This is a genomic window from Streptomyces sp. NPDC047072 (assembly GCF_040643855.1).
Taxonomy (GTDB): domain Bacteria; phylum Actinomycetota; class Actinomycetes; order Streptomycetales; family Streptomycetaceae; genus Streptomyces.
In genome coordinates this window covers 22,256-48,088 of record NZ_JBEYVC010000037.1, presented here as the reverse complement: position 1 = coordinate 48,088, position 25,833 = coordinate 22,256, and the positions used below count along the sequence as shown (strand labels likewise).

At 70.6% G+C, this 25,833-nt stretch carries 21 protein-coding genes and 2 pseudogenes; 11 read left to right on the top strand and 12 right to left on the bottom strand.

Annotation, left to right across the window (positions count from 1 at the left end; genetic code table 11):
- The first annotated feature begins 10 nt into the window (after nt 1-10).
- From ABZ896_RS18425 to ABZ896_RS18410, 4 genes are all read left to right on the top strand, one after another.
- Nucleotides 11-928, top strand: a complete 918-nt coding sequence (locus ABZ896_RS18425; protein WP_360929486.1) for a F0F1 ATP synthase subunit gamma — start codon at nt 11-13, stop codon at nt 926-928.
- Nucleotides 928-2,364: a F0F1 ATP synthase subunit beta gene (gene atpD / locus ABZ896_RS18420; protein ID WP_360929484.1), complete on the top strand. Its 1,437-nt coding sequence runs from the start codon at nt 928-930 to the stop codon at nt 2,362-2,364. Before ABZ896_RS18425 ends, atpD begins: the two co-directional genes overlap by 1 nt.
- 129 nt (nt 2,365-2,493) lie before the next feature.
- A complete protein-coding gene (locus tag ABZ896_RS18415) occupies nt 2,494-2,868 on the top strand; it encodes a F0F1 ATP synthase subunit epsilon (protein ID WP_360929481.1) in 375 nt (124 codons plus the stop codon).
- Nucleotides 2,869-3,010: 142 nt separating this feature from the next.
- On the top strand, nt 3,011-3,457 hold the full coding sequence (locus tag ABZ896_RS18410) for a DUF2550 domain-containing protein (RefSeq protein ID WP_360929478.1): 447 nt from the start codon (nt 3,011-3,013) through the stop codon (nt 3,455-3,457).
- 3 nt (nt 3,458-3,460) lie between these two features.
- Here the strand turns inward: ABZ896_RS18410 and ABZ896_RS18405 are convergent, their stop codons facing one another.
- From ABZ896_RS18405 to ABZ896_RS18395, 3 genes and pseudogenes are all read right to left on the bottom strand, one after another.
- Entirely contained in the window at nt 3,461-5,284 is a 1,824-nt protein-coding gene (locus ABZ896_RS18405) for a glycoside hydrolase family 18 chitinase (protein ID WP_360929541.1), read from the bottom strand.
- Nucleotides 5,285-5,468: 184 nt separating this feature from the next.
- Nucleotides 5,469-6,041: a cob(I)yrinic acid a,c-diamide adenosyltransferase gene (locus ABZ896_RS18400; protein WP_360929475.1), complete on the bottom strand. Its 573-nt coding sequence runs from the start codon at nt 6,039-6,041 to the stop codon at nt 5,469-5,471.
- Between the two features lie 13 nt (nt 6,042-6,054).
- Nucleotides 6,055-6,153 (bottom strand): annotated as a pseudogene (locus ABZ896_RS18395) (ABC transporter permease); the annotation flags it as partial.
- A gap of 378 nt (nt 6,154-6,531) precedes the next feature.
- On the opposite strand from ABZ896_RS18395, the pseudogene ABZ896_RS18390 reads away from it, so the two are divergent.
- The 4 genes and pseudogenes from ABZ896_RS18390 to ABZ896_RS18375 form a co-directional block, all read left to right on the top strand.
- Nucleotides 6,532-6,721: pseudogene (locus ABZ896_RS18390) on the top strand (TetR/AcrR family transcriptional regulator); the annotation flags it as partial.
- A 137-nt stretch (nt 6,722-6,858) separates the two neighbouring features.
- Nucleotides 6,859-7,707, top strand: coding sequence for a 3-hydroxyacyl-CoA dehydrogenase family protein (locus ABZ896_RS18385; RefSeq protein ID WP_360929473.1), 849 nt, complete (start codon nt 6,859-6,861; stop codon nt 7,705-7,707).
- A 162-nt stretch (nt 7,708-7,869) separates the two neighbouring features.
- Complete coding sequence (locus tag ABZ896_RS18380) at nt 7,870-8,193, top strand: STAS domain-containing protein (RefSeq protein WP_360929471.1); 324 nt, start codon at nt 7,870-7,872, stop codon at nt 8,191-8,193.
- Nucleotides 8,194-8,404: 211 nt separating this feature from the next.
- Nucleotides 8,405-10,924 (top strand): ATP-binding protein, encoded by a 2,520-nt coding sequence (locus ABZ896_RS18375; RefSeq protein WP_360929468.1) that lies wholly within the window; start codon nt 8,405-8,407, stop codon nt 10,922-10,924.
- Nucleotides 10,925-10,999: 75 nt separating this feature from the next.
- Here the strand turns inward: ABZ896_RS18375 and nucS are convergent, their stop codons facing one another.
- Complete coding sequence (nucS, locus tag ABZ896_RS18370; protein ID WP_360929465.1) at nt 11,000-11,683, bottom strand: endonuclease NucS; 684 nt, start codon at nt 11,681-11,683, stop codon at nt 11,000-11,002.
- Nucleotides 11,684-11,939: 256 nt separating this feature from the next.
- Between nucS and ABZ896_RS18365 the strand changes: the two genes are divergently transcribed.
- A complete protein-coding gene (locus ABZ896_RS18365; protein ID WP_360929464.1) occupies nt 11,940-12,332 on the top strand; it encodes an SCO5389 family protein in 393 nt (130 codons plus the stop codon).
- A 72-nt stretch (nt 12,333-12,404) separates the two neighbouring features.
- Here the strand turns inward: ABZ896_RS18365 and ABZ896_RS18360 are convergent, their stop codons facing one another.
- A complete protein-coding gene (locus ABZ896_RS18360; protein ID WP_360929461.1) occupies nt 12,405-13,433 on the bottom strand; it encodes an LLM class flavin-dependent oxidoreductase in 1,029 nt (342 codons plus the stop codon).
- A gap of 222 nt (nt 13,434-13,655) precedes the next feature.
- Here ABZ896_RS18360 and ABZ896_RS18355 point away from each other — a divergent pair, with 222 nt between their 5' ends.
- Nucleotides 13,656-13,997, top strand: a complete 342-nt coding sequence (locus ABZ896_RS18355) for an ATP/GTP-binding protein (RefSeq protein WP_360929458.1) — start codon at nt 13,656-13,658, stop codon at nt 13,995-13,997.
- Between the two features lie 19 nt (nt 13,998-14,016).
- Here ABZ896_RS18355 and ABZ896_RS18350 read toward each other — a convergent pair whose 3' ends face one another.
- The 7 genes from ABZ896_RS18350 to mce form a co-directional block, all read right to left on the bottom strand.
- Entirely contained in the window at nt 14,017-14,949 is a 933-nt protein-coding gene (locus ABZ896_RS18350; RefSeq protein WP_360929455.1) for an ABC transporter permease, read from the bottom strand.
- Nucleotides 14,946-16,634 (bottom strand): ATP-binding cassette domain-containing protein, encoded by a 1,689-nt coding sequence (locus ABZ896_RS18345; RefSeq protein ID WP_360929453.1) that lies wholly within the window; start codon nt 16,632-16,634, stop codon nt 14,946-14,948. The genes ABZ896_RS18350 and ABZ896_RS18345 overlap by 4 nt, the downstream gene beginning before the upstream one ends.
- Before the next feature lie 112 nt (nt 16,635-16,746).
- Nucleotides 16,747-17,517 (bottom strand): ABC transporter permease, encoded by a 771-nt coding sequence (locus ABZ896_RS18340; protein WP_360929450.1) that lies wholly within the window; start codon nt 17,515-17,517, stop codon nt 16,747-16,749.
- 2 nt (nt 17,518-17,519) lie between these two features.
- Entirely contained in the window at nt 17,520-18,476 is a 957-nt protein-coding gene (locus ABZ896_RS18335; protein WP_360929447.1) for an ABC transporter ATP-binding protein, read from the bottom strand.
- Nucleotides 18,477-18,653: 177 nt separating this feature from the next.
- Nucleotides 18,654-19,589, bottom strand: a complete 936-nt coding sequence (locus tag ABZ896_RS18330; RefSeq protein ID WP_360929444.1) for a cellulose-binding protein — start codon at nt 19,587-19,589, stop codon at nt 18,654-18,656.
- A 182-nt stretch (nt 19,590-19,771) separates the two neighbouring features.
- Nucleotides 19,772-23,650 (bottom strand): polarized growth protein Scy, encoded by a 3,879-nt coding sequence (gene scy / locus ABZ896_RS18325; protein WP_360929442.1) that lies wholly within the window; start codon nt 23,648-23,650, stop codon nt 19,772-19,774.
- Between the two features lie 380 nt (nt 23,651-24,030).
- Entirely contained in the window at nt 24,031-24,471 is a 441-nt protein-coding gene (gene mce, locus ABZ896_RS18320) for a methylmalonyl-CoA epimerase (protein WP_360929439.1), read from the bottom strand.
- A gap of 148 nt (nt 24,472-24,619) precedes the next feature.
- Between mce and ABZ896_RS18315 the strand changes: the two genes are divergently transcribed.
- Nucleotides 24,620-25,822: an acetyl-CoA C-acetyltransferase gene (locus ABZ896_RS18315; protein WP_360929436.1), complete on the top strand. Its 1,203-nt coding sequence runs from the start codon at nt 24,620-24,622 to the stop codon at nt 25,820-25,822.
- Nucleotides 25,823-25,833: the final 11 nt, after the last annotated feature.

Sequence of the window (25,833 nt, the reverse complement as noted above, 5' to 3'; positions counted from 1 at the left end):
GACCTGACTCATGGGAGCCCAGCTCCGGGTCTACAAGCGTCGCATCCGATCCGTCACCGCGACCAAGAAGATCACCAAGGCGATGGAGATGATCGCCGCCTCGCGCGTCGTCAAGGCGCAGCGCAAGGTGGCGGCCTCGGCGCCGTACGCGCGGGAACTCACCCGCGCGGTCACGGCCGTCGGTACCGGCTCGAACACGAAGCACCCGCTGACCACGCAGGCCGAGACGGTCACGCGGTCCGCGGTGCTGCTCCTGACGAGCGACCGCGGTCTGGCCGGCGCCTTCAACTCCAACGCCATCAAGGCGGCGGAGCGGCTGACCGAGCGTCTTGAGGCCGAGGGCAAGGAGGTCGACACGTACATCGTCGGCCGCCGTGGTCTGGCCCACTACAACTTCCGCGAGCGCAAGGTCGTGGAGTCGTGGTCGGGCTTCACGGACGACCCCTCCTACGCGGACGCCAAGAAGGTCGCGGGTCCGCTGATCGAGGCCATCGAGAAGGACACGGCCGAGGGCGGCGTGGACGAACTCCACATCGTCTTCACCGAGTTCGTCTCGATGATGACGCAGACGGCGCTCGACGCCCGGCTGCTGCCGCTCAGCCTCGACGAGGTCGCGGCGGAGGCCACGCCCAAGGGCGAGATCCTCCCGCTGTACGACTTCGAGCCCTCGGCGGAGGACGTCCTCGACGCCCTGCTGCCGCGCTACGTCGAAAGCCGTATCTACAACGCGCTGCTCCAGTCGGCTGCCTCCAAGCACGCCGCCACGCGCCGCGCGATGAAGTCGGCCACCGACAACGCGGGAGATCTGATCACCACGCTCTCCCGACTTGCCAACGCGGCCCGCCAGGCCGAAATCACCCAGGAAATCAGCGAGATCGTCGGTGGCACCGCAGCCCTGGCCGACGCGACCGCGGGGAGTGACAGGTAATGACGACGACAGTTGAGACGGCCGTTGCCACGGGCCGCGTCGCCCGGGTCATCGGCCCGGTCGTCGACGTGGAATTCCCCGTCGACGCCATGCCCGACATCTACAACGCCCTTCACGTCGAGGTGGCCGACCCGGCCCAGGACGGCGCGAAGAAGACGCTGACCCTGGAGGTCGCCCAGCACCTGGGTGACGGCCTGGTCCGCACCATCTCCATGCAGCCCACCGACGGTCTGGTCCGCCAGGCCCCGGTCACCGACACCGGCACCTCCATCACCGTGCCGGTCGGCGACTTCACCAAGGGCAAGGTGTTCAACACCCTCGGCGAGGTGCTGAACGCCGACGAGAAGTACGAGGGCGAGCGCTGGGGCATCCACCGCAAGGCCCCGAACTTCGACGAGCTCGAGTCGAAGACCGAGATGTTCGAGACCGGCGTCAAGGTCATCGACCTTCTCACCCCGTACGTCAAGGGTGGAAAGATCGGTCTGTTCGGCGGTGCCGGCGTCGGCAAGACGGTGCTCATCCAGGAGATGATCTACCGCGTCGCCAACAACCACGACGGTGTCTCCGTGTTCGCCGGTGTCGGTGAGCGCACCCGTGAGGGCAACGACCTCATCGAGGAGATGGCCGACTCGGGCGTCATCGACAAGACCGCGCTGGTCTTCGGCCAGATGGACGAGCCCCCGGGCACCCGTCTGCGCGTGGCCCTCGCCGGTCTGACCATGGCGGAGTACTTCCGCGATGTGCAGAAGCAGGACGTGCTGTTCTTCATCGACAACATCTTCCGCTTCACGCAGGCCGGTTCCGAGGTCTCGACCCTGCTCGGCCGGATGCCCTCCGCGGTGGGCTACCAGCCGAACCTGGCCGACGAGATGGGTCTCCTCCAGGAGCGCATCACCTCGACCCGTGGTCACTCGATCACCTCGATGCAGGCGATCTACGTCCCCGCGGACGACCTGACCGACCCGGCCCCGGCCACCACCTTCGCCCACCTCGACGCGACGACGGTTCTGTCCCGTCCGATCTCCGAGAAGGGCATCTACCCGGCCGTGGACCCGCTGGACTCCACGTCCCGGATCCTCGACCCGCGGTACATCGCGGCCGATCACTACAACACGGCCATGCGCGTCAAGGGGATCCTCCAGAAGTACAAGGACCTCCAGGACATCATCGCGATCCTCGGCATCGACGAGCTCAGCGAGGAGGACAAGCTGGTCGTCCAGCGTGCCCGCCGCGTCGAGCGCTTCCTGTCCCAGAACACCCACGTCGCCAAGCAGTTCACCGGCGTCGACGGTTCGGACGTGCCGCTGGACGAGTCGATCACCGCGTTCAACGCGATCATCGACGGTGACTTCGACCACTTCCCGGAGCAGGCGTTCTTCCTCTGCGGTGGTATCGAGGACCTGAAGAACAACGCCAAGGAGCTGGGCGTCTCCTGACGCACGGGTCCGCGTGAGCCTTTGAGCTCTTGATGAGGGGGCGGGGCACGTCCCGCCCCCTCATCCATGCCTACTAGACTTGTAACCAACACCCGGCACAACCGCCGGGTGGTGACCCGAGGAGCCACTTTGGCTGCTGAGCTGCACGTCGCCCTGGTCGCGGCCGACCGAGAGGTCTGGTCCGGCGAGGCCACCCTGGTCGTCGCGCGCACCACGTCCGGCGACATCGGCGTCATGCCCGGTCACCAGCCGCTGCTCGGTGTGCTGGAGTCGGGCCCGGTGACCATCCGTACGAGCGACGGCGGGACGGTCGTCGCCGCGGTGCACGGCGGATTCATCTCGTTCGCCGACAACAAGCTGTCGCTGCTGGCCGAGATCGCCGAGCTGTCGGACGAGATCGACGTCCAGCGCGCGGAGCGCGAGCTGGAGCGCGCGAAGGCGGAGGGCGACGAGGTCGCCGAGCGCCGCGCGGACGTACGACTGCGCGCGGCGACGGCGCGCTGAATCAGCGCGGAGCTGTATGACGTCACTCAGCCGCGGTCGGCACCGGAGCGATCCGGAGCCGACCGCGGCTGTGGCAGATCTGGATGTTTTTTCCGTTCCGTTATCTGTTTTCGGTACCTAGGAGACGAGGAGGTCGGTGTCGATGGTCCTCGCTCTGACTGTGTGCGGAATTGTCGTGGCCCTGGTGGTACTGGGCCTGTTCGTCTTCGGTCTGCGCCGCAGACTCATCCAGCGCTCCGGCGGCACCTTCGACTGTTCGCTGCGCTGGGACGTGCCGGAGAAGACCGACACCAGCGGAAAAGGCTGGAGCTACGGCGTCGCCCGCTACAACGGCGACCGCGTCGAGTGGTACCGGGTCTTCTCCTACGCATACCGCCCGCGCCGGATCCTGGAGCGCGCCGCGATCGAGGTGGCCGGCCGACGCCTCCCCGAGGGCGAGGAGGAGCTGGCTCTCCTCTCCGACGCCATCGTGCTCACCTGCCTGCACCGGGGCACGCGTCTCGAACTCGCCATGAGCGAAGACGCGCTGACCGGTTTCCTCGCGTGGCTTGAGGCAGCCCCGCCCGGTCAGCGCGTCAATGTCGCGTAGTGCTCACAGGTTGTTGCTGATCGCGCTCACCAGCTCTCCGTTGCTGGTGTCGCCGCTGAACTCCCAGAAGAACGCGCCGCCCAGGCCCTGGTTCTTGGCCCAGGTCATCTTGCCGGCGATGGTCGCGGGAGTGTCGTACGACCACCAGTTGTTGCCGCAGTAGGCGTACGCCGTGCCCGCGATGGTGCCGGTGGCCGGGCAGGACGTCTTGAGGACCTTGTAGTCCTCGATGCCCTGCTCGTAGGTGCCGGGCGCGGGTCCGGTGGCCGTGCCGCCGGGGGCCGCCTGGGTGACTCCGGTCCAGCCGCGGCCGTAGAAGCCGATGCCGAGCAGGAGCTTGCTGGAGGCCACGCCCTTGGACTTCAGCTTGGCGATCGCGTCGGCGGAGTTGAAGCCCGCGGTCGGGATGCCGGAGTACGAGGTGAGCGGGGAGTGCGGGGCCGTCGGGCCGGTGGTGGCCCAGGCGCCGAAGTAGTCGTACGTCATCACGTTGTACCAGTTGACGTACTGAGAGGCGCCGCCGTAGTCGGCCGCGTCGATCTTGCCGCCGGAGGAGCCGTCCGCGGTGATGGCCGCGGTGACCAGGTAGCTGGAGCCGAACTCCGTGCGCAGCGCCGACATCAGGTTCTTGAAGGCGGCGGCCCCGCTGGTGTCGCAGGTCAGACCGCAGGCGTTCGGGTACTCCCAGTCGATGTCGATGCCGTCGAACACGTCGGCCCAGCGCGGGTCTTCGATGACCGACTTGCAACTCGCCGCGAACGCGGCCGGGTTGGCGGCGGCCTGGGCGAAGCCGCCGGAGTAGGTCCAGCCGCCGAAGGAGTAAAGCACCTTGATGTTCGGGTACTTGGCCTTCAGCTCGCGCAGCTGGTTGAAGTTGCCGCGCAGCGGCTGGTCCCAGGTGTCGGCGACACCGGAGACGGACTGGTCGGCGGTGTACGCCTTGTCGTAGGCGGCGTAGGTGTCGTCGACGACGCACTTGCCGTCCTTGACGTTGCCGAAGGCGTAGTTGATGTGGGTGATCTTCGCCGCCGAGCCCGAGGTGACCAGGTTCTTGACGTGGTAGTTGCGGCCGTAGACGCCCCACTCGGTGAAGTAGCCGAGCTTGACCTTGTCGCCGGTGCTCGGCGGCGGGTCGGTGGTGCCGGTGGTGGTCACCGAGACCGCGCCGCTGGCCGGGCCGGTCTGGTCGGCGGTGTCCCGGGCCTGGACCGTGTACGAGTAGGTGGTGCCGGCGGTCAGCGCGGTGTCCGTGTACGACGTCGTCGTCACGGTCGCGACCTTGGTGCCGTCGCGCAGCACGTCGTAGTTCTTGACGCCGTTGTCGTCGGTGGCCGCGCTCCAGCTCAGCTTCGCCGAGGTGTTGGTGATGTCGGAGGCGGTGGGGGTGCCGGGGGCGCTGGGCGCGCTGTCACCGGGGTTGGTGGTGCCGCCGTCGCAACTGCCGCCGTTCAGCTTGCAGTTGGAGGGGGAGCCGGAGCCCGCGCCGTTGAAGCCGAAGGAGACGGAGGCGCCGGGGGCGAGGGTGCCGTTGTAGGACTTGTTCTTGGCGGTCCAGTGGGTGCCGGAGGAGGTGACGTCGGCGTCCCAGGCGGAGGTGACGGAGGTGCCGGAGGGGTAGTCCCACTCGACGGTCCATGAACTGAGGCTGGTGGTACCGGTGTTGGTCACCGTCCACTTGCCCTCGAAGCCGGTGCCCCAGTCCTGGGTCTTGGCGTAGGTGGCGGTCGCGGAGGCCGCCGCCTGGGCGGGACTGGCGAGCCCGACCAGCCCGGCGAAGGGGAGCAACAGGGTCGCGAGAGCGGCCGCGGCTCTGTGTCTGAAGCGCATCATGCGCCTCCTCACGGGGAGTTGGGGGCGTGACTGAGCCTTCACACCCACGGTGCCGTGAGAATAGAAAGGTCTGGACCAGCGGTCAATAGGTCTGGACCACTCTTGTATACGGCGGTGCTTCGGGGTTTCAGACCCCCAACTCCTGTGCCGACACGGGCGCTTGGACCCGGCCGCGCAGCGCTCAGCGCTCCCCGCCCGGCACCCACAGCACGTCCCCGACCTCCTTGTTGGCGTAGCGGGCCAGGATGAACAGGAGGTCGGAGAGGCGGTTGAGGTAGGTCGCGGTGAGGGGGTTCATGGTGTCGCCGTGGGCTTCCAGGGCCGTCCATGTGGAGCGCTCGGCGCGTCGTACGACCGTGCAGGCCTGGTGGAGCAGGGCCGCGCCCGGAGTTCCCCCCGGAAGGATGAAGGAGCGGAGCTTCTCCAACTGCTCGTTGAAGCGGTCGCAGTCCGCCTCCAGCTTGTCGACGTAGAACTGCTCGACCCGCAGCGGCGGGAACTCCGGGTTCTCCACCACCGGCGTCGACAGGTCCGCGCCCACGTCGAACAGGTCGTTCTGGACGCGGGTGAGGACCTTGACGACCTCCTCGCCGAGCCCGCCCAGGGCGATCGCCGTACCGATCACGGCGTTCGCCTCATTGGCGTCCGCGTACGCGGAGATCCGGGGATCGGTCTTGGCGACCCGGCTCATGTCGCCGAGGTTGGTGGTGCCCTTGTCGCCGGTCCTGGTGTAGATGCGCGTCAGATTGACCATGGGCCCAGCGTAATTACGACCCGGCGGAACGGAACACGCGTGTGCCGACCGTCACGGCGAGCACGCCGTACAGCATGTGACCGGTCGTGTACGCGCCGACGCACGCGTCTCGCGCACCTTCATCGCCGGCGCGGCCGGCACCAGCAGCACGGCCCGGCCCAGCAGCAGCCCGGGCCGGCTGACGGGCGTGACCCGCATCCGGTCGACGATGCCCGCGCTCTTCTCCAGGTACGGCAGCGGCATCAGCGGAGGGACTGGCGGAGGTAGCGGCCGTACATGAGTGCGGTGTCGTGGAGAAGCATGGGTTTCCTGTACGGCTACGCCGGTGATGGCGCGGAAGGTGTCCTGGAGGGGGCGTCGATCGAGCCGCCGTACCGCAGCTTCAGCGCGGTCGGGTCGGGGTGCCCTCCGCCACGACCACGCCCTTGTCGACGATCACCAGACCGTCGGCCGGCGCGAGCAGTGTGGCCGCTTCATGCGCTGCATCCACGAGGAGACCGGAGCCGCTCCCCGTGACCCGCTGGTCGGACTGATCGGCGGTCAGATCGGCTGGATCCGCTGAGACGGTCGCCGGGCGCAATTCGGACGAAGTGTGCCGAGAGGTGTTCGTCCTTCTGGACGACATCGAGGAGCCGTTGAGCGAGAAGGTCCTCAACTACGCCGTACGAGACCGCTCCTGACCCCATCCGGTGTGATGTCCGTCAGATGAGACGTGACGCGCATTACTTACCGGTCACACAGCACCTCACGAGCGCTAGTGTCCGCGAAAGAGGCAATGTCAACACGGGTGCGTGCGTTTCAAAGGGGAGTCGCAACAGTGGCACGGAAGCTTGCCGTCATCGGCGCCGGCTTGATGGGTTCCGGGATCGCCCAGGTCTCCGCTCAGGCGGGCTGGGACGTCGTCCTGCGTGACGTCACCGACGAGGCGCTGAAGCGGGGTACCGACGGCATCGAGGCGTCGTACGCCAAGTTCGTGAGCAAGGGCCGGATGGAGGCGCACGACGCCGACGCCGCGCTCGCCCGGATCACCGCGACCACCGACCTGGACGCCGCCGCGGACGCCGACGTCGTCGTCGAGGCGGTCTTCGAGAAGCTGGAGGTCAAGCACGAGATCTTCCGCGCGCTCGACCGGATCGTGCGGGACGACACCGTGCTCGCCTCCAACACCTCCGCCATCCCGATCACCAAGATCGCGGCGGCCACCGAACGGCCCGAGCGGGTCGTCGGCGTGCACTTCTTCTCACCCGTGCCGATGATGCAGCTCGTCGAGCTGGTCCGCGGCTACAAGACCAGCGACGAAACCCTCGCCACCGCGCGGGAGTTCGCCGAGTCGGTCGGCAAGACCTGCATCGTCGTCAACCGCGACGTCGCGGGGTTCGTGACCACCCGGCTCATCTCGGCGCTCGTCGTCGAGGCGACCAAACTCTACGAGTCGGGCGTGGCGAGCGCCGAGGACATCGACCTCGCCTGCAAGCTGGGCTTCGGCCACGCGATGGGCCCGCTGGCCACGGCGGACCTGACCGGCGTCGACATCCTGCTGCACGCCACCGGCAACATCTACACCGAGTGCCAGGACGAGAAGTTCGCCCCGCCGGAGCTGATGCGCCGGATGGTGGACGCCGGTGACATCGGACGCAAGAGCGGGCAGGGCTTCTACACGTACTGATCGCTTACCGAAACCGCACACGCCCCACAGGTCTCGCTCCTGAGGGTGAATTCGGTATCGGTTCGCTTACAGACGGCAACCTCCGGCTGCTTCCCGCAGTCAGAGGTGTCATCACTGGACATCACATTCGCGGAGTACGACACGCACTCTCGGGGAGCGCATATGTACATCAGGGGCGACCACGCCGAGCTGGTCGTCGGGGGCCGCCTCGACGTCCGCAGCGCGGCGGACGCCCGTACGGTCCTGCACTCGGCCGTCGACGACGGCGCCGGCGACCTGGTGCTGGATCTGTCCGAGCTGGACTCCTGGGACGCCACCGGTCTCGGAGTGATCATGGGGGCACACCGCCGGGCCGGCCGCTGCGGCCGCCGCCTGGTGCTGCGCGACGTACCGCCGCAGATGCAGCGGCTGCTGGTCGCCACCCGGCTGCACCGCATCCTGGCGATCGAGGGCGGCATCCACGCGGAGGCGCTGCCCCGCGTGTGAACCACGCGGCGCGCGCAATTCTCACGAGACTGTGACGTCTCGGACGGCGCGGTACCCCGGGCTGTCGTAGATACTGTGCGAAGGTTTAGGGTTCGGTCGCCCGCTGCCTGCATACCGGTCGGCGGGCCCGGACCAGAAGCGACAGCGCTGTGTGCTGCAGGCCGGGAGGGGCCACTGACGGCACACGAGACGCTTTTGGGGGGCTTGACCTATGGACCCGAACAACCGGGGACCTGAGGAGTACGGCCATGACGGAGACGCCGACGCGCCCCGCCAGCGCCCGCCCAGGGACCCCCTGACAACCGACTTCGGCCAGCACTCGCCCACGCTCGCCCGCACCGTGCAGCTCGTCGTGGGCGACCACCTGCTCACCGTCAACCCCGTCGACGGCAGCGAGATCGAGGCCTGCCCGCCCGGGGAGCGGCCCGCCCGTCCCGAGAAGTACGGCGCCGCCCAGCGTGCCGAGGTGGACCGCGCGGCCCGGCCGCCGGTGCCGCCCGGCCCCACCCGCACCGCCCTGCCGCTCCTGGCCCGCCAGGACGACCGCGAACGTCTCGTACGGCTGCTCGCGCGCGGCCGCTCGGTCCGGCTGACCGGCCCGGCCGGCTCCGGCCGCACGGGCCTGCTCGACCTCGTCGCCGAGGACTGCGCGGACCTCGCTCCCGACGGCGTCGTCCGCCTGAACGGCTTCGGCCGCACCGCGCAGGAGCTGCTGTACGACCTCTTCTACGCCGTCTTCGACTCGCCGCTGTACCGGCCGGACCCGGACGAACTGCTCGGCCATGTCCGGGAGATCGGCGCCGTCGTCGTCCTGGACGACCTGGCGTTCGGCGGCGCCCGGCTCGACGAATTGCTCGACGCCACGCCCGAGTGCGCCTTCCTGCTCGGCGCCACGCCGGAGGTGCCCGCGCCGTCCGCCGAGTCCGCCGTCGAGGAGGTCTTCCTCGCCGGACTGGAGCGCGCCGACTGTGTGGACATCCTGGAGCGCGTGGTCGGCCGCGCGCTCACCGAGGAGGAGTCGAACTGGGCGGGCGACCTCTGGTTCGAGTCCGAGGGCCTGCCGCTGCGCTTCGTCCAGGCCGGCGCCCTGCTCGGGCAGCGCGACCGGCAGCGGGCCGACGCCCGGGCCGTCGACGAGTTCGGCGTCTTCGCGGACGCCCTGGGCCCGGTCGACGCGCCGCTCGCCGCCGAGGACGAGGAGCGGATACCCCTGCCGGCGCTCGGCGAGGCCGCCGCGCCCGCACCCCTGCTCGCCGCCCGGCTGAGCGAGTCCGCGCGGGCCACCCTGCGGTTCGCCGTCGCGCTCGGCGGCGAGGTGCCGCACCAGGCCCACCTGCCCGCGCTGGTCGGCGACACCCACGCGGACGCCGCCCTCGGCGAACTCGCCGACTGCGGGCTCGTCTCCCCGGTCGGCGCCCGCTACCGGCTCGCCGCGGGCGTCCTCGCCCAGCTGGAGGCCGCCGGATACGGCGACGACGTCGAGACCCCCGCCCGCACCGCCGCCCAGCACTACGCCTGGTGGGCCGGGCACCCCTCGGTCACCCCGGAGCGGGTGTGCGCCGAGGCCGACGCCCTGCTCGCCGCGCTCGCGGTCCTCGTCCCCGCGACCGTGCCGCCCGCCGAGGGCGAGGAGAGCGTCGCCGTGCAGCTGGCCCGCACGGCCGCGCCCGCGTTCGCCTCGGGCGGCCACTGGGGCGCCTGGGAGCGGGTGCTGCGCTCCGGTACGGAGGCCGCACAGCTCGCCGGCGAGGTGTCCGAACAGGCCTACTTCCACCACGAACTGGGCGTCCTCGCGCTCTGCGACGGACAGTACGACCGGGCCCGGGCCGAGCTGGAGGCCGCCCTCGGGCTCCGCGGGGCGCTCGCCGACAAGCGGGGCACCGTGGCGGGTCGCCGCGCCCTCGCGCTGGTCGCCGACCGCTCCGGTGTGCCGCTCGGACTCGGCGCGACGGCGGGGGAGGAGGTGCCCGACGCGCGCCACGAGGAGTCGGCGTCCCCGCCGGGAGGCATCCGTACGGCCTTCCCGCCGGTCGGCGAGTCCCAGACGGTGGTCGTGCACCGCACGGTCGCCTCACCCACGCCCGGACCGGCCGCGCACAACAAGCTGCGGGGCGGCCTGAAGGGGCTCGCCAAGCGCAACCTCGTCGCGGCCGGCGCGGGCGCCCTGCTGGTCGCCGTGCTCGGCACGGTGGTCACACTCGGCGCGACCTCCGACAACGACGCCAACAACCCGTCCGACCAGGTCAGCGTGAACCCTTCGGCCAGTGTGGGCATCGACGACGGCAACCTGGGCGCGGACGCGCCGAGCGACGGGGAATCCGGAGACACGGGGACGGCGACGTCCCGGCCGACGGATCCGGGACCGGACGGGACGTGGGGGACGTCCGATGATCCGACGCCCACGGATGCGGCGCGGCCTTCGGGGCGGCCGAGTGGGACGCAGGGCGGCAGTTCGTCGAGTTCTACCCGGCCGACGACACCGAGGCCGTCGTCGAGCTCGACCAGGCCTACGACGACACCGTCCGGCGGTTCGTCCGATCCCGGGACGCCGACACCGACGGAGTCCGAGACGTCTCAGTCGCCGACCGACCCCGCGACCCCGACCGTGACCCCGTCGACCTCCGACAACGCCAGCGGCACGGCGCCCACCACCCCGGTCGAGACGAGCAGTTCCGCCGCCCCGGGGACCAGCACCGCCGTCTCGCCGAGCAGTTCGCAGCAGATCATCTGACGTACAGGCGCAAAGAAGGCCGGGTCCGCGTCACGGACCCGGCCTTCGTCGTCGTAGGACGGAAAGAACTCGGTCTCAGAACAGCCGCAGCTTGTCGTCCTCGATCCCGCGCAGCGCGTCGTAGTCCAGGACCGCGCAGCCGATGCCGCGGTCCGTGGCGAGGACGCGGGCCTGGGGCTTGATCTCCTGCGCCGCGAACACGCCGCGGACCGGGGCGAGATGGGGGTCGCGGTTCAACAGGTCGAGGTAGCGGGTGAGTTGCTCCACGCCGTCGATCTCGCCGCGCCGCTTGATCTCGACCGCGACGGTCTGCCCCTCGGCGTCCCGGCAGAGGATGTCGACGGGCCCGATGGCCGTCATGTACTCGCGCCGGATCAACGTGTAGCCCTCGCCGAGGGTTTCGATGCGGTCGGCGAGTAGCTCCTGGAGGTGTGCTTCCACGCCGTCCTTGATCAGGCCGGGATCCACGCCGAGTTCGTGCGAGGAGTCGTGGAGGATCTCCTCCATCGTGATGATGAGCTTCTCGCCCGCCTTGTTGATGACGGTCCAGACGCCGACGGCGCCCTCGGGAAAGTCCCCGGTCCCCTCCTTCAACGTGCAGGGCGGCGACATCCAGTTCAGAGGCTTGTAGGCGCGGTCGTCCGCATGGATGGAGACGCTCCCGTCGGCCTTCACCAGGATCAGACGGGGGGCCGAGGGCAGGTGGGCGGTGAGCCGGCCCGCGTAGTCGACGGAACACCGGGCAATGACGAGACGCATGGTCGGCAACGCTACTCGACGGGCGCATGTCCACGCGATTCGGCCCAGAGGACTCCGGAAGACCCCTGTTCACTTGTGGCCGATTGTGTGCCTATTGGGAGCGCCCTATGTGCGCATTCTCCTGGTGCCGTCACGGTCCGTTGCCTACCGTAGTAAACGGGAGGTCGCGATGCGTGTACTGAGAGTGTCCAGCAGCGCGGACTCCCTTATCTGTCCGGCAACCCCTGAGGAACTCGGGGGTGCGAGAGGAGAACCCATGTCGCTCGACGTCTCACCGGCCCTACTCGAGAAGGCCGAGCGAGGCGAGGTCGACGAAGCGGAATTCGTCGACTGCGTCCGGACCTCCCTGCCCTACGCATGGGAGATGATCGGCTCCCTGGTGGCCCAGCTGAAGGTCGACGGCGGAGCGTTCGCCGACAACCAGACGCCCCCGCCGGACGAGCAGGCACGCGGTCAGCTGCTGCGTGCGCTCGCGAGTGACGCGATACGCGGCGCCCTGCAGCGGCACTTCGGAGTGCGGCTGGCCTTCCAGAACTGCCACCGGGTGGCGGTGTTCCCGCTGGATGCCTCGGTCGACGAGACACTGGCCCGCTTCACCTCGGTGCGCAGCCAACTGCTCAACCAGTCCCCGGAGTTCAGGGACTGCTGAGCAGTGCCGCCTGCTTGCCGCTCCGGACGCGGGAGGTGCGATCAGTCCGGGGCGGCAAGCTTTCCGTGGCGCTCACCCGAGGTGCGGGAGCACTTCGGCACCGAGCCGTCGTACGTTCTCCTCGGTGGCCGCGAGGTCTCCCGAGCCCTCCACCAGCAGGGCGAAGCGGGAGATGCCCGTCCGTTCCGCGGTGGCCGCCAGGCGGTCGGCGCACAGCCGCGGGGTGCCCACCGGGTGCAGCCCGCAGAGGAGTTCGGTGTAGGCCACCGGATCGCGCATCTGCCGGGCCCGGCCGTCCACCGTGACATGGGCGCCGAGCCCCTGCCTGAGCCAGCCCGGCATCGCCTTCACCAGCGCCTCCACGGCGTCGGTACGGCGGTCCGCGATCTGGCAGACCCCGGCGGAGACATGGGCCGCCTTCTCGGTCTCCTCCGGTGACCGTCCCGCCGCGCGCGCGAGCCTGCGCCACAGGGCGACCATCTCGGCCTTCTCCTCGTCCCCGACATGCATCCCGAGCAGCATCGGCAGCCCGCGCTCGGCGGCCAGCCGGACGCTCGCCGGGGAGGTGCAGGCGACGACCACCTCGGGCCCCTCGGCGTCCGTCAGCGACTCCGACGGCCTGGGTACGACGGGCACTTCACGGAAGCGGTAGCGCTCGCCGGCGGCCCCGACGGAGGGCTCGCGCAGCCAGCGCACCAGCAGATCGAGTGATTCCGGGAACCCCTTCTCGTACGCCTTAAGACCGGAGCCGAACACCTCCAGGTCGACCCACGGCCCACCGCGCCCCACGCCCAGCGAGAAGCGCCCGCCGCTCGTCATGTGGAGCAGCGCGGCCTGCTCGCCGAGGGCGACGGGATGGACGGTGGGCAGCACGCTCACCGCGGTGCCGACCCGGATCCGCCGGGTGCGGCCCAGCAGTAACGCGGCCAGGGTGATCGCCGACGGGCAGGTGCCGTACGGCACGAAGTGGTGCTCGGCCAGCCAGACGGCGTCCAGGCCGGCCTCCTCCGCGACCTCGGCCGAGCGGACCGCGCGGTGCAGCGCCTCCCCCTGGCCCTGTCCCGGGAACTGGGCCGCCAACACGAAACTTCCTACGTGCATGTGCTTTTCCTGCTTCCTTGGCTCCGACGCGGAGCTCCCCCACCCGCATAACCGCCTGACACGTGCCGAGGACACGGCCTGGCGGAGAGATTTGCCGATTGTCTTCAGAATGGGTCGCCCCGGAGGGGGACTTGTGGGGGTTGGTTCCCTACGCGTACCCCGTCTCCCGCCGCGTAGGCTGGACACGGTCCCTGCTTCCTGTATAGCCCCGTGAGGTGTCCCGTGTCCCCGCGTCGCAACCGACCCAAGGGTTCCGGCTCGTCGGACCCGTCCGGCCGTGGCGCCGACGCGGACGGGTCGGGCCGCTACGGCGGCTTCCAGTCCTCGACGAACTGGCAGGGCGAGGAGTGGAACGTCCGGCATGTCGCCGGGGCCAGTGCGCAGGGCAAGTCGTACCGCTGCCCGGGCTGCGACCAGATGATCCCGGACGGCGTCCCGCACGTGGTGGCCTGGCCCGACCACTCGGGCGTCGACGAGCGCCGGCACTGGCACAAGGCCTGCTGGAACGCGCGGGACCGCCGCACCACGCGGGTGCAGCGGTCCCGTAACGCGCCGAAGTTCTAGAGGGTTTCCGGAGAGCGGGTCACACGTCCCGGTTCTCCAGCAGCGCCCACGCCCCGGCGAACGCGGCGGCCGTCACGCCGAGCGCGATCCACAGCGGGTCCCAGCCCGAAGGGCCGCTCTCGGTGAGGGAGTTGGAGTAGAAGACGCTGAGCTGGTTCGGGATGGAGTACTCGAACAGCGCCTCGCGCAGGCCCTGGAGGGACTCCGCGACCATGAACAGCGCGATGACGAGCGGGGCCAGCACCAGGCCGATCATGAGGGTGATCGCGCCCGCGGAGTGCCGGATCACCGAGCCGACGAGCAGCGACAGCAGGCCGAGCAGGGCGATGTAGAGCGAGATGCCGACGGTGCCCTTCAGCCACTCCTGGCCGGAGGGGGTGCGGGCGCCGTCCAGCAGGGCCACGTCCGCGAAGGCGACGACGAGGACCGAGACGAAGGTGACCACGAAGGCGACGGAGGAGAACACGATCGCCTTCGCCGCGAGGATCCGGGCGCGGGAGGGGCAGGCGACCGTCGTGGTGCGGATCATGCCGGTGCCGTACTCCGAGGCGGTGGTCAGGACGCCGAGCGTCATGACGCACATGCTGCCGAGCAGCAGTCCGAAGAAGCCGAAGGACAGCGGGTTCTGGTCGCGCATGCTCTCGGGGGAGGCGTTGGCGGCGATGAGCGCGGCGACCGCCAGGCCGATCCCGACGACGAGCAGCACGAACACGCCCAGCGTCCAGATCGTGGAGCGCACGGACCGGATCTTCGTCCACTCCGAGGCGATCGCGTGCCCGAGATGCGTCCGCACGACGGGGATCGGCGAGGTGTACCCGGGGTACGCGCCCCCACCGGCCGCCTGCCAGTGCGGAGCGGCGGCCTGCGGCGCGACGGCCTGCGGCGCGACGGCCTGCGGCGCGACGGCCTGCGGCGCGACGGCCTGCGGCGCGGGGGGCTGGGGGCTGCTCATCGGGCGTCCTCGGTCTTGGGCGCGACCCCCTGCGGGGCAGGCGCGACGGGCTGGGCGGCGGAGTCCCGCGGAGCGGAAGCGGCCGGCGGCGGGGGCGGGGAACTGTGGGTCCCCGCGGACGCCTGTCCCTGCGGGGCGGGAACGGGGGTGGGCGCGGGGCCCTGCAGTGCGGAGGCCGGTGCGGGGGTCTGCGGGGCGACGGCGGGTGCGGGACCCTGGCCTTGCGGGGCGGAGGCGGCGGTGAGCGCCTGGCCCTCGACGGGTGCCTGCCTCCCGGCCGGTGCCTGTCCCTGCGGGGCTGCCGGAGCGGGCGGCTGGGCCGACGGAGCGGGCGTCTGCGGGGCCGCGGGGCCCGGCTGGGCGTACGGGTTGGGGGCGGCGGCGCCGGGGCCGCCGTACGGGCCCGTGGGCGGCTGGTACGGCTGTCCGGGCACAACCGGACCACCGGGCTGCCCCTGCACCACCGGAGCACCCGGCTGCCCCTGGAGCATCGGCGCGGAAGCCTGTCCCTGCGCCACCGAACCACCAGCCTGTCCCTGCGCCACCGAACCACCAGCCTGTCCCTGTGCCCCCGGACCACCCGGCTGCCCCTGGAACATCGGCGCGCCCGGCTGACCCTGTGGTCCCGGGCCTCCCGGCTGCCCCATGTGGGGCGGGCCGCCCTGCGGTGGCGGAGGTGCGTACCAGCCCGGCTGGCCCTGGCCCGGTACCGGCATGGGTGGCTGAGCCCCCGGAGGGAGGGGCTGCATCAGGCCCTCCTTCTGGTCGATCGTGGAGCGGTAGTCGACCGCGCCCTGCGTCATCCGCATGTACGCCTCCTCCAGCGAGGCCTGGTGCGGCGACAGCTCCCACAGGCGTACGTCCGCCTCGTGCGCGAGATCGCTGATGCGGGGGAGGACCAGCCCCGTCACCCGCAGCGCCCCGTCCTGCTCCGGCAGTACATGCCCGCCGGCCTCGGTGAGCGCGGCCGCCAGCTTCTCCCGCAGCTGCGGCTCGGTGTCCGGCGTCCGCACCCGCGCGAACCCCGCGGAGTTCGCGGCGATGAAGTCCTGCACGCTCATGTCGGCCAGCAACTGCCCGCGCCCGATGACGATCAGATGGTCCGCGGTGAGCGCCATCTCGCTCATCAGGTGGGAGGAGACGAAGACCGTACGGCCCTCGGCGGCCAGCGCCTTCATGAGGTTGCGCACCCACAGGATGCCCTCGGGGTCGAGCCCGTTGACCGGCTCGTCGAAGAGCAGCACCTGCGGGTCGCCGAGGAGCGCGGCGGCGATGCCGAGCCGCTGTCCCATGCCGAGCGAGAAGCCCTTGGAGCGCTTCCTGGCCACGTCCTGGAGGCCGACCACACCCAGCACCTCGTCGACCCGGCGGGCCGGGATCCCGGAGAGCTGGGCCAGGCACAGCAGGTGGTTACGGGCCGCCCGTCCGCCGTGCACGGCCTTCGCGTCGAGCAGCGCGCCGACCTGCCGGGCCGCGTTGGGCAGCCTGCGGTACGGGTAGCCGCCGATCGTGACCTGACCCGCCGAGGGGTTGTCCAGGCCCAGGATCATCCGCATGGTCGTGGACTTGCCCGAGCCGTTGGGGCCCAGGAAGCCGGTCACCGAACCGGGACGTACCTGGAAGGAAAGGTTGTACACAGCGGTCTTGTCGCCGTAGCGCTTGGTCAGGCCGACTGCCTCGATCATGCTCCGCACCCATCGCAAGGTTCAGGACAGCGGGGCACACGCCCCCCGTAAGGGTTAGGAGCTTATCGGGGCGCTGACGGTTCCGCTCAAATGAAAGCAAAGGCTTCCCGCGTCACGCGTCCCGCTTCTTCAACAGGACATACGCCCCGATCAGGGCGGCCACCACCCACAGCGCCATGATCCCGAGCCCGCCCCAGGGACCGTAGGGAGTGTCGTCGTCGATCGGCGTGACCACCTGCATGATCTTGCTGCCCGCCTGGTCCGGCAGGAACCGGCCGATCTTCTTCGTCGCCGAGACGTTGCCGAGGATGTTGGAGATCAGGAAGAAGAACGGCATCAGGATGCCCAGCGACAGCATCGGCGAGCGCAGCATCGCGGCCACGCCCATGGAGAACATCGCGATGAGGGTCATGTAGAGGCCGCCGCCGATGACCGCGCGCAGCACTCCGGTGTCACCGATCTCCGCCCGGTGCGAGCCGAGCATCGCCTGTCCGACGAAGAAGGTGACGAAGCTGGTGACCAGGCCGACGACGAGGCAGAGCCCGGTGGCCACCGCGATCTTGCTGAACAGGAAGGTGGCGCGCTGCGGCACGGCGGCCAGCGAGGTGCGGATCATGCCGGTGCTGTACTCGTTCGAGACGACCAGCACCCCGAACACGATCATCGCCAGCTGGCCGAGGCTCATTCCGGCGAAGCTGATGAAGGTCGGGTCGAAGGAGAGCTGGTCCTTGCGGCTCATGGAGTCGAACTCGTTCTTCGACAGGGCCGAGATCAGGATGCCGAGCCCGATGGTGACGACCACGGCGAGGGAGAGCGTCCACACCGTGGACGCCACCGACCGGATCTTGGTCCACTCGGAGCGGATGACCTGGGTCGCCGCCATGGTCACTTCCCCTTCCAGGCGTCGCCCCAGGCCTGTTGCTGCTCGGGCGGCGTGTCGCTGTGCGCGTGGTACTCGACCGACTCGGCGGTCAGCTGCATGAACGCCTCCTCCAGGGAGGCCTGTTGGGGGCTCAGCTCGTGCAGCACGATCTGGTGCTGCGCGGCCAGCTCGCCGATCTGCTCGGACTTGCCGCCGTCGACCTCCAGCGTGCCGTTGCCGCTCTCCACGACGGTGACCCCGGCGCCGTGCAGGACGTCGAGCAGCCGCTCGCGCTGCGGGGTGCGGATCCGCACGTAGGAACGGGAGTTCTGCGCGATGAAGTCGGCCATGGAGGTGTCGGCGAGCAGCCGCCCCTGTCCGATGACCACGAGGTGGTCGGCGGTGAGCGCCATCTCGCTCATGAGGTGCGAGGAGACGAAGACCGTACGGCCCTGCGCGGCAAGGGACTTCATCAGATTGCGGATCCAGTGGATGCCCTCGGGGTCGAGGCCGTTGACCGGCTCGTCGAACATCAGGATCCGTGGGTCGCCGAGCAGCGCGCCCGCGATCCCGAGCCGCTGCCCCATGCCGAGCGAGAAGCCCTTGGCCTTCTTCTTCGCCACGGCGGTCAGGCCCACGGTGTCCAGCACCTCGTGGACCCGCCTGCGCGGGATGCCGTTGCTCTGCGCCAGGCACAGCAGGTGGTTGAAGGCGCTGCGGCCGCCGTGCATCGCCTTGGCGTCCAGCAGGGCGCCGATGTACGTCAGCGGGTCCTTGAGCTGGTCGTAGTGCTTGCCGTCGATGCGGACGTCGCCGGCGGTGGGCCGGTCCAGGCCCAGCATCATGCGCATGGTGGTCGACTTGCCGGCGCCGTTGGGGCCGAGGAAGCCGGTGACGATGCCCGGTCTGACGGTGAAGGTGAGGTTGTTGACCGCCACCTTCTCGCCGTAGCGCTTCGTCAGTCCCGTCAGCTCGATCATGCCGACCACGCTAGGTGCGGGCCTCGGCGGATGCCACTCGTATGGGCAAACGGAGACCGACGAACACGGCAAGAAACGAGAAAGCCGCCCCGCGGGCCCCTCCCGCGCCCCGGGCGCGACGAAGGCCCGCACCTCCGGGGGAGACGGTACGGGCCTTCGTGGTGCCGTCAGGCGGTGTTACCGGGACTGCTGGGCCGGAACCCCACGGGAGATCGGCTCGTCCTCGACCGGGGAACCGGCGGCGGCCACCGCGGCACCCGTGAGCGTGGCGAGCATCTCGCGGACGTTCGTCAGCTGGGCATTGATCGAGTCGCGACGGTTCGTCAGAGCCGCCAGCTCCCGCTCGGACTCCGAACGGATGCGGTCCGCCTTGGCGTTGGCGTCGGCCACGATGTCCTCGGCCTGGCGCTGCGCGGTCTCCACCGTCTGGCGGGCGCGGCGGTCGGCGTCGGTACGCAGCTTCTCGGCCTCCAGGCGCAGCTGCTCCGCGCGGTGCTCGATCTCCGCGAGGCGCTTCTCCGCCTTCTGCTGACGGGACGCCAGGTCGCGCTCGGACTGCTCCCGGCGCTTGGCGAGGTTCGTCTCGAAGTCGGCGGCGGCCTGCGCGGCCTTCGCACGGGTCTCCTCGAAGAGGGCGTCCGCCTCCTCGCGCTTGGACTGCGCGTCCTTCTGGGCCTCGGAACGCAGCTGGGAGGCGTCGCCCTTCGCCTTCTCGACGATCCGGACGCCCTCGTCCTCGGCCTTGGCCTTGCGCTCCGCAGCGAACGATTCTGCGTCGTTGCGGACCTGCTGGGCCGCGGACTCGGCGAGCTCGCGGTGCTGCTCGGCGGCGCGACGGGCCTCCTCGCGCAGATCCTTGGCCTCCTCCTCGGCGAGGCGGAGGATCTTCTCGACACGCGCGCCGAGGCCGGCGTACGACGGCTCGGCGTCGCTTACCTGGGCCTGGGCGTTCTGCGTCTCGAGGTGGAGCTCCTCGATGCGCTTTTCCAGGGCGGTGATGCGGGAGAGAGCGCTGTCACGGTCGGAGACGAGCTTGGAGATCCGTTCGTCCACCTGAGCGCGGTCGTACCCACGCCGCACAAGCTCGAAGCCGTAGGGGGAAGTGTCGCTCATGGGGTTCCTGTCAAATGAGACCGGTGAGGTGATAGGGGGAATCCTAGGGGCCGAAGCGGTGTGTCATCGAGCGGATACGTGTTTGATCTGGAGAATGACACCCCTTTTGAGTGGCTGACCCCTGGACGGCTTGCCAAAAACTTGGTCAAAGGCCCCAGAAGACACCGGATCCAGCCTGTCAGTCAGCTGTCCGACGGCTTACCCGAACGAGGGGCGCCGACCGTCGCGCCCGCCTTGACGCCACCGTCCTTGCCCGCCGAAGGGGCCTCGAAAGACTCCAACGCCTCCAGGACGTCCTGGACACGGGAGATCTCCGCATTGATGTCCTCACGGCGCCGGACGAGGACCTCCAGCTCGCGCTTGCCCTCCTCGACCGTGCGCCGTGCCTCGCGGATCGCCTCGGCCTTGAGCTCCTCGGCCTCCCGCACGAGCATCGACTTCTTCTGCTCGGCCTCCTTCAGGAGACCCTCGGCCTTCTTGACGGCGGCGATCCGCACCTTGCCGGCCTCGGAGTTGGCCTCCGACACCAGCTCCTTCGCCTTCGCCTGCGCCTTGGCGAGCTGCTCCTCGGCGGCCTTGATGAGCGCGTCGCAGCGGTCGCCGGTCGACTTCATCGTCTCGGCGGCCTCACGGCGGGCCCGTTCGTGCAGCGCCTCGATCTCGCTGGTGATCCGGTCGCGCAGCTCCTCGGCGCGCTCCCTTATGGCGGTCGCGTCCCGGCGGGCGCCGACGAGCAGCTCGTCCGCGTCCGTACGGGCCTTCTCCACCATGGAGTTGCCCTCGACCGTCGCCTCGGAGACCAGCCGGTCGGCCTCCTTGCGGGCCGCGCCCACCATGGTGTCGGCCTGCGCCTCCGCGTCCGCGGTGGTCTTCTGTGCCTGCTGCTGCGCCTCGGTGAGCAGCTTGTCCGCCTCGGCGGTGGTCTCGGTGATGAGCGTGTCGACCTGCTCGGCCACGTCCTGGCGGCGCTTGGCCGCGTCCTTGCGGACCTCGTCGAGGGTGCGCTCGGCCTCCTCTCGCGCGGAGTTGACCAGCTCCTCGGCGTCGGCCGCGGCCTTCGCCCTGACCCGCTCGGACTCGCTGCGGATCCGCTCCGCGTGCTGCTGGGCCTGGCCCACCGTCTCGGCGGCCTCGGCACGCAGCCGCTCCGCGTCCCCGGAGGCCTCCCCGATCAGCCGCTCGGCCTGGGCCACCGACTCGGCGCGCACCCGCTCCGCCTCGGCGACCGTCTCCGTGCGCAGCCGGTCGGTGTCGGTGATGGTCTCCTCGGTGAGCCGCTCCGCCTCGGCGCGCGCCTCGGTGATGAGGGTGTCGGCCTGGGTCGCCGCGTCCGAGCGGATGCGGTTGGCGTCCTCACGGGCGTCCGCCCGGGCGCGGGAGGCGTCCTGGTCGGCCTGGGCGATGGTGTCCGAGGCCTCGGTGCGCACCCGCTGGGCGTGCTCGGCGGACTCCGAGCGCAGCCGCTCGGCCTCCGCGATCGCGTCCGAGACGGTGCGCTCGGCGAGCGCCTTGGCGGCGTCCGTCTCCTCGGCCGCCTCGCGCCGGATCCGGCTCGCGTCGTCGCTCGCCCGCTCCCGCTCGGAGTAGGCGTCCGCGCGGACCCGGTCGGCCTCCTCCTGGGCCTCGCGCCGGGTGCGGTCGGCCGCGTGCTCGGCGGCGCTGCGCAGCCCGGTGATCTCCTCCTGCGCCTGCTCGTGCAGCCCGGCGACGGAGTCGCGGACCTGCTGGGCGTGCTGCTCGGCGGCGGAGACCATCTCGGTGGCCCGCCGGTCCGCCTCCTCGACCAGCCGTACGGCCTCGGCCTGGGCCTCCTCGACGCGGTTGCGGGCGGAGGCGAGGAGCTCCTCGCTCTGCTCGCGGGCCCGCTCGCGCTCCTGGTCGGCCTCCTGGCGGGCGGAGCCGAGGTACTCCTCGGCCTCGCGCAGCCGCCGGCCCGCCTCCTCCTGGGCGGCGGCCAGCGTCTCGGACGCCTCGGTCGCGAGCCGCTCGGCGGCGGCCTGCGCCTCCGCCCGGACCCGGTCCGCGGTGTCCTGCGCCTCGGACTTGAGCCGCTCCGCCTCCGCGGCGGCCTCGCTGCGCAGCCGTACGGCGACGGCCTCGCCCTCCGCGCGGGAGGCGGACGCGTCGGACGCGGCCTCGTCGCGCAGCCGCTCGGCCTCCGCCTCGGCCTGCTGCTGCAGGGTGCGGATCCGCTCGGCGGCCTCCGAACGCAGCCGCTCGCTCTCCTCGCCGGCCTCGCGGCGGATCCGCGCGGCCTCCTCGCGGGCCTCGGTGAGCGCCTGCTCGGCGGCGGCGAGGCGCTCCTCGGCCTCGGTGTGCAGCCGGGTCAGCTCGTCGGCCGCCTCGGCGCGCCGGGCCTCTATGCCCCGCTCGGTCTCCTCGCGCAGCTCGCGCGCGGCCTGCTCGGCGTCGTTCTTGATGCCCTCGGACTGCTCGACGATCTCCGCGCGGTGCCGCTCGGCCTCCTTGCGGGTGCGCTCCAGGGTCTCCTCGGCCTGCCGGCGCAGCGTGGTGGCGCGCTCGATGGCCTCGGTGCGGACCTTCTCGCTGTCGGCGGTCGCGCTCTGGCGCAGCTCGTCGGCGTCCGCCTTGGCCTTGGAGAGGACCTCCTCGGCGGTCCGGGCGGCCTCCTCGATCTGCTGGACGGCCTCCTTGCGGGCCTCCGCGCGGATCTTCTCGCCCTCGGCGACCGCGTCGGCGCGCAGCTGCTCGGCCTCGCCGCGCAGCCGCCGGGCCTCCTCCTGGAGCTCGACCGTCTTGGCGCGGTACTCCTTGGTGTCGTCCTTCGCGGAGCCCTTGAGCTGCTCGGCGATGTCGTGCGCCTCGGCGCGCAGCCGGTCCGCCTCGGCCTCGGCCTCGGTGCGGATCCGCTCGGCCTCCTCGGCGGCGGACTTCGTGGTGTTACGGGCTTCCTCGGCCGCCTTGTTGAGGACGTCCTCGGCGGTCTTGGCGGCCTTGGAGAGCTGGGTCGCGCTCTCCTCGGCGGTGATCGTGCGGGCCTTCTCGGAGGCCTCCTCGACGATCCGCTCGGCCTCGGCGCGGGCGTCGGCGACGATCTGCTCGGCTGCCGACTTGGTCGCCTCGGCCTCTTCGTTGGCCTCGTTGACCAGCCGGGCGACCTGCTCCTTGGCGGTCTGCATCCGCTGGTCGTTGGCCGATTTGGCGCCGGCGAGGGTCTTCTCCGCCTCGGTCTTCGCCTCGGTCAGCAGCTTCTCGGCCTCGGCCTGCGCCTTGCGCAGCGCCTCCTCGGCCTCCGTCATCCGCTGTTCGGCGGCCCGGCTCAGCTCGGTGGCCTGGCGGCGGGCGGAGTCCGACTCGGTGGCCGTGGAGGTGCGCAGCTGCTCGGCGTGGTCGGTGGCCTCCTGGGCCTGCGTGGAGGCGGTCTCGATGAGACGTTCGGCGTCCGCACGGGCCCGGCGCAGCAGCTGCTCGGCCTCCGCGCGGGCCGCCTCGGAGTCGGCGGTGAGCCGCTGGCGGGCCTCGGTGGTGAGCCGCTCGGCCTCCGCGCGGGCGGCGGCCATGGCCTGCTCGGCCTCCGCGCGGGACTCCTCCAGGAGCCGGCGGGCCTGCGACTCGGTGCGGGCGCGCAGCTGCTCGGCCCACGCCACGTTCTCGTTGACGTGCGACTCGACGGTCTGGCGGCGCTCGGCCAGCTCCTGGTCGAGCTGCTGGCGGCGGGTGACCGCCTCCTGGTGCAGCTCCGCCTGGAGGCGCGCGGCCTGTTCGGCGTGCTCCTGGAGGATGCGCTGGGTCTGGGCGCGGACCTGGCTCAGCTCGCGCTCGGCGTCCTGACGCAGCTGGTCGGCCTGCATCTGGGCGTTGCGCAGCATCTGTTCGGCCTGGTAGCCGATGTCGCCGCCGCCGAAGTCGGGGCGGGACATGAGGGTGCGGCGCGCCTCGTGCAGCTTGGCGCGCAGCACCTCGACCTGGTAGCCGAGGTCCTCGGCGTGCTGGATCGCCTTCTCCCGCTCGGTCTTCAGCCGATCCATCTCGGCCTCGAACCGAGAGAGGTGGTCGACGTCAGCCGCCGGCTCTCGCTCCTGGCGTTCGTAGCCCCGCACTGCGCGGTCCCATCCGTCCCCTGGTCGCAAGTCTTTCCGAACGAGCCCTGTCCATCCGCCGAACGGGGCCCCCGGGGAATGGTGTCAGATCAACGGCGGAGCATGGGCTGCTGCCCGGTGCTCGTCCCCCGAAACCCGGACCCCGGTGGTCCTGGCGTCAGAGGTGGCGTCGTCCGCCGAAGGCGGGCCGTGCGGCGTCTGGTGCGTGCGATCGCAAGGCGCCGAAAGGTCCTCGTAGCGGCGCTACTAGGGCCTTTCGGCAACGCGGCGAGCGTGCGTGCCAGACGCTGCACGGCAGGCGCCACCTCTGACGCCAGGACCGGGCCACCACCCTTCCGGGGGCGACCGCCCCCAACCCTACCGGCCCATATGTACGAGGGTCAGTGCTCAGGTGACTCAACAGGCGCCGAAGTGACCAGTTCTGTCAGTACGCCGTGGCAATCCTTTGGGTGCAGGAAGGTGATCCGTGACCCCATGGAGCCGCGTCGCGGCTCCTCGTACAGAACGCGTACGCCCTTGTCGCGGATGTCCGCGGCCTCCTGGTCGACGTCCGCCGTACCGAAAGCGATGTGGTGGACGCCCTCGCCGTTCTTGTCGAGCCACTTCGCGACCGTCGAGTCCGGCCGGGTGGGTTCGAGAAGCTGCAGGTAGGAGGCGCCGCCGTCGGACGTCTCGTTGATCTTGAGCATGGCCTCGCGCACGCCCTGCTCCTCGTTGACCTCGGAGTGGAACACCTCGAAGCCGTACGTCGCCCGGTAGAACTCGACGGTCTTGTCGAGGTCGAAGCAGGCGATCCCGATGTGGTCGATTCGCGTCAGCATGTAGTCAGTGCAGCGCTCGCGAAACGGTTACGCAACGTGCGCGCGATCACACCGACGGAGCGATGACGGCACGGAGTGCCACTCAGTACCTTTGAAGTAAACCCTCGTTCACTCCTCGGCAGTGCAGCCGGTAAGGGGATCGCACCTCATGTCTGGATCGAACAGCACGACCTCGGTGATCGTCGCGGGCGCCCGTACGCCCATGGGACGGCTGCTGGGCTCGCTGAAGTCCTTCTCGGGAGCCGACCTCGGCGGCTTCGCGATCAAGGCCGCCCTCGACCGTGCGGGGATCGGTGGCGACCAGGTGCAGTACGTCATCATGGGCCAGGTCCTGCAGGCCGGCGCGGGCCAGATCCCGGCCCGCCAGGCCGCGGTGAAGGCCGGCATCCCGATGAACGTCCCGGCGCTGACCATCAACAAGGTGTGTCTCTCGGGCCTCGACGCGATCGCGCTCGCCGACCAGCTCATCCGCGCCGGCGAGTTCGACGTGATCGTGGCGGGCGGCCAGGAGTCCATGACCAACGCCCCCCACCTGCTGCCCAAGTCCCGCGAGGGCTTCAAGTACGGCGCGATCGAGATGCTCGACGCGATGGCGTACGACGGTCTGACCGACGCCTTCGAGAACATCGCCATGGGCGAGTCGACGGAGAAGCACAACACGCGGCTCGGCATCCTCCGTCCCGAACAGGACGAGATCGCCGCCCTCTCCCACCAGCGCGCCGCGGCCGCCCAGAAGAACGGCCTGTTCGAGGCCGAGATCACCCCCGTGGAGATCCCGCAGCGCAAGGGCGACCCGGTCCTGTTCAGCAAGGACGAGGGCATCCGCGGCGACACCACCGCCGAGTCGCTCGGCAAGCTGCGCCCCGCGTTCACCAAGGACGGCACCATCACCGCCGGCTCCGCCTCGCAGATCTCCGACGGCGCGGCGGCCGTGGTCGTGATGAGCAAGGCCAAGGCGCTGGAGCTGGGCCTGGACTGGATCGCCGAGATCGGCGCCCACGGCAATGTGGCCGGACCGGACAACTCCCTCCAGTCGCAGCCCTCCAACGCCATCCTGCACGCCCTCAAGAAGGAGGGCCTGGAGGTCTCCGACCTCGATCTGATCGAGATCAACGAGGCCTTCGCCGCCGTGGCGGTCCAGTCAATGAAGGACCTCGGGGTGTCCACCGAAAAGGTGAACGTGAACGGCGGTGCCATCGCCCTCGGCCACCCCATCGGCATGTCCGGCGCCCGTCTGGTGCTGCACCTGGCGCTGGAGCTCAAGCGGCGCGGCGGCGGGGTCGGCGCGGCCGCCCTGTGCGGGGGCGGCGGCCAGGGTGACGCGCTGATCGTGCGGGTACCCAAGGCCTGAAGTCTCTTTCC

Coding starts and splice junctions, on each gene's coding strand:
- ABZ896_RS18425 (WP_360929486.1), top strand. CDS start 11: ATGGGAGCCCAGCTCCGGGTCTACAAGCGTCGCATCCGATCCGTCACC.
- atpD (WP_360929484.1), top strand. CDS start 928: ATGACGACGACAGTTGAGACGGCCGTTGCCACGGGCCGCGTCGCCCGG.
- ABZ896_RS18410 (WP_360929478.1), top strand. CDS start 3,011: ATGGTCCTCGCTCTGACTGTGTGCGGAATTGTCGTGGCCCTGGTGGTA.
- ABZ896_RS18405 (WP_360929541.1), bottom strand. CDS start 5,284: ATGCGCTTCAGACACAGAGCCGCGGCCGCTCTCGCGACCCTGTTGCTC.
- ABZ896_RS18400 (WP_360929475.1), bottom strand. CDS start 6,041: ATGGTCAATCTGACGCGCATCTACACCAGGACCGGCGACAAGGGCACC.
- ABZ896_RS18380 (WP_360929471.1), top strand. CDS start 7,870: ATGTACATCAGGGGCGACCACGCCGAGCTGGTCGTCGGGGGCCGCCTC.
- ABZ896_RS18375 (WP_360929468.1), top strand. CDS start 8,405: ATGGACCCGAACAACCGGGGACCTGAGGAGTACGGCCATGACGGAGAC.
- nucS (WP_360929465.1), bottom strand. CDS start 11,683: ATGCGTCTCGTCATTGCCCGGTGTTCCGTCGACTACGCGGGCCGGCTC.
- ABZ896_RS18365 (WP_360929464.1), top strand. CDS start 11,940: ATGTCGCTCGACGTCTCACCGGCCCTACTCGAGAAGGCCGAGCGAGGC.
- ABZ896_RS18360 (WP_360929461.1), bottom strand. CDS start 13,433: ATGCACGTAGGAAGTTTCGTGTTGGCGGCCCAGTTCCCGGGACAGGGC.
- ABZ896_RS18350 (WP_360929455.1), bottom strand. CDS start 14,949: ATGAGCAGCCCCCAGCCCCCCGCGCCGCAGGCCGTCGCGCCGCAGGCC.
- ABZ896_RS18345 (WP_360929453.1), bottom strand. CDS start 16,634: ATGATCGAGGCAGTCGGCCTGACCAAGCGCTACGGCGACAAGACCGCT.
- ABZ896_RS18340 (WP_360929450.1), bottom strand. CDS start 17,517: ATGGCGGCGACCCAGGTCATCCGCTCCGAGTGGACCAAGATCCGGTCG.
- ABZ896_RS18335 (WP_360929447.1), bottom strand. CDS start 18,476: ATGATCGAGCTGACGGGACTGACGAAGCGCTACGGCGAGAAGGTGGCG.
- ABZ896_RS18330 (WP_360929444.1), bottom strand. CDS start 19,589: ATGAGCGACACTTCCCCCTACGGCTTCGAGCTTGTGCGGCGTGGGTAC.
- mce (WP_360929439.1), bottom strand. CDS start 24,471: ATGCTGACGCGAATCGACCACATCGGGATCGCCTGCTTCGACCTCGAC.
- ABZ896_RS18315 (WP_360929436.1), top strand. CDS start 24,620: ATGTCTGGATCGAACAGCACGACCTCGGTGATCGTCGCGGGCGCCCGT.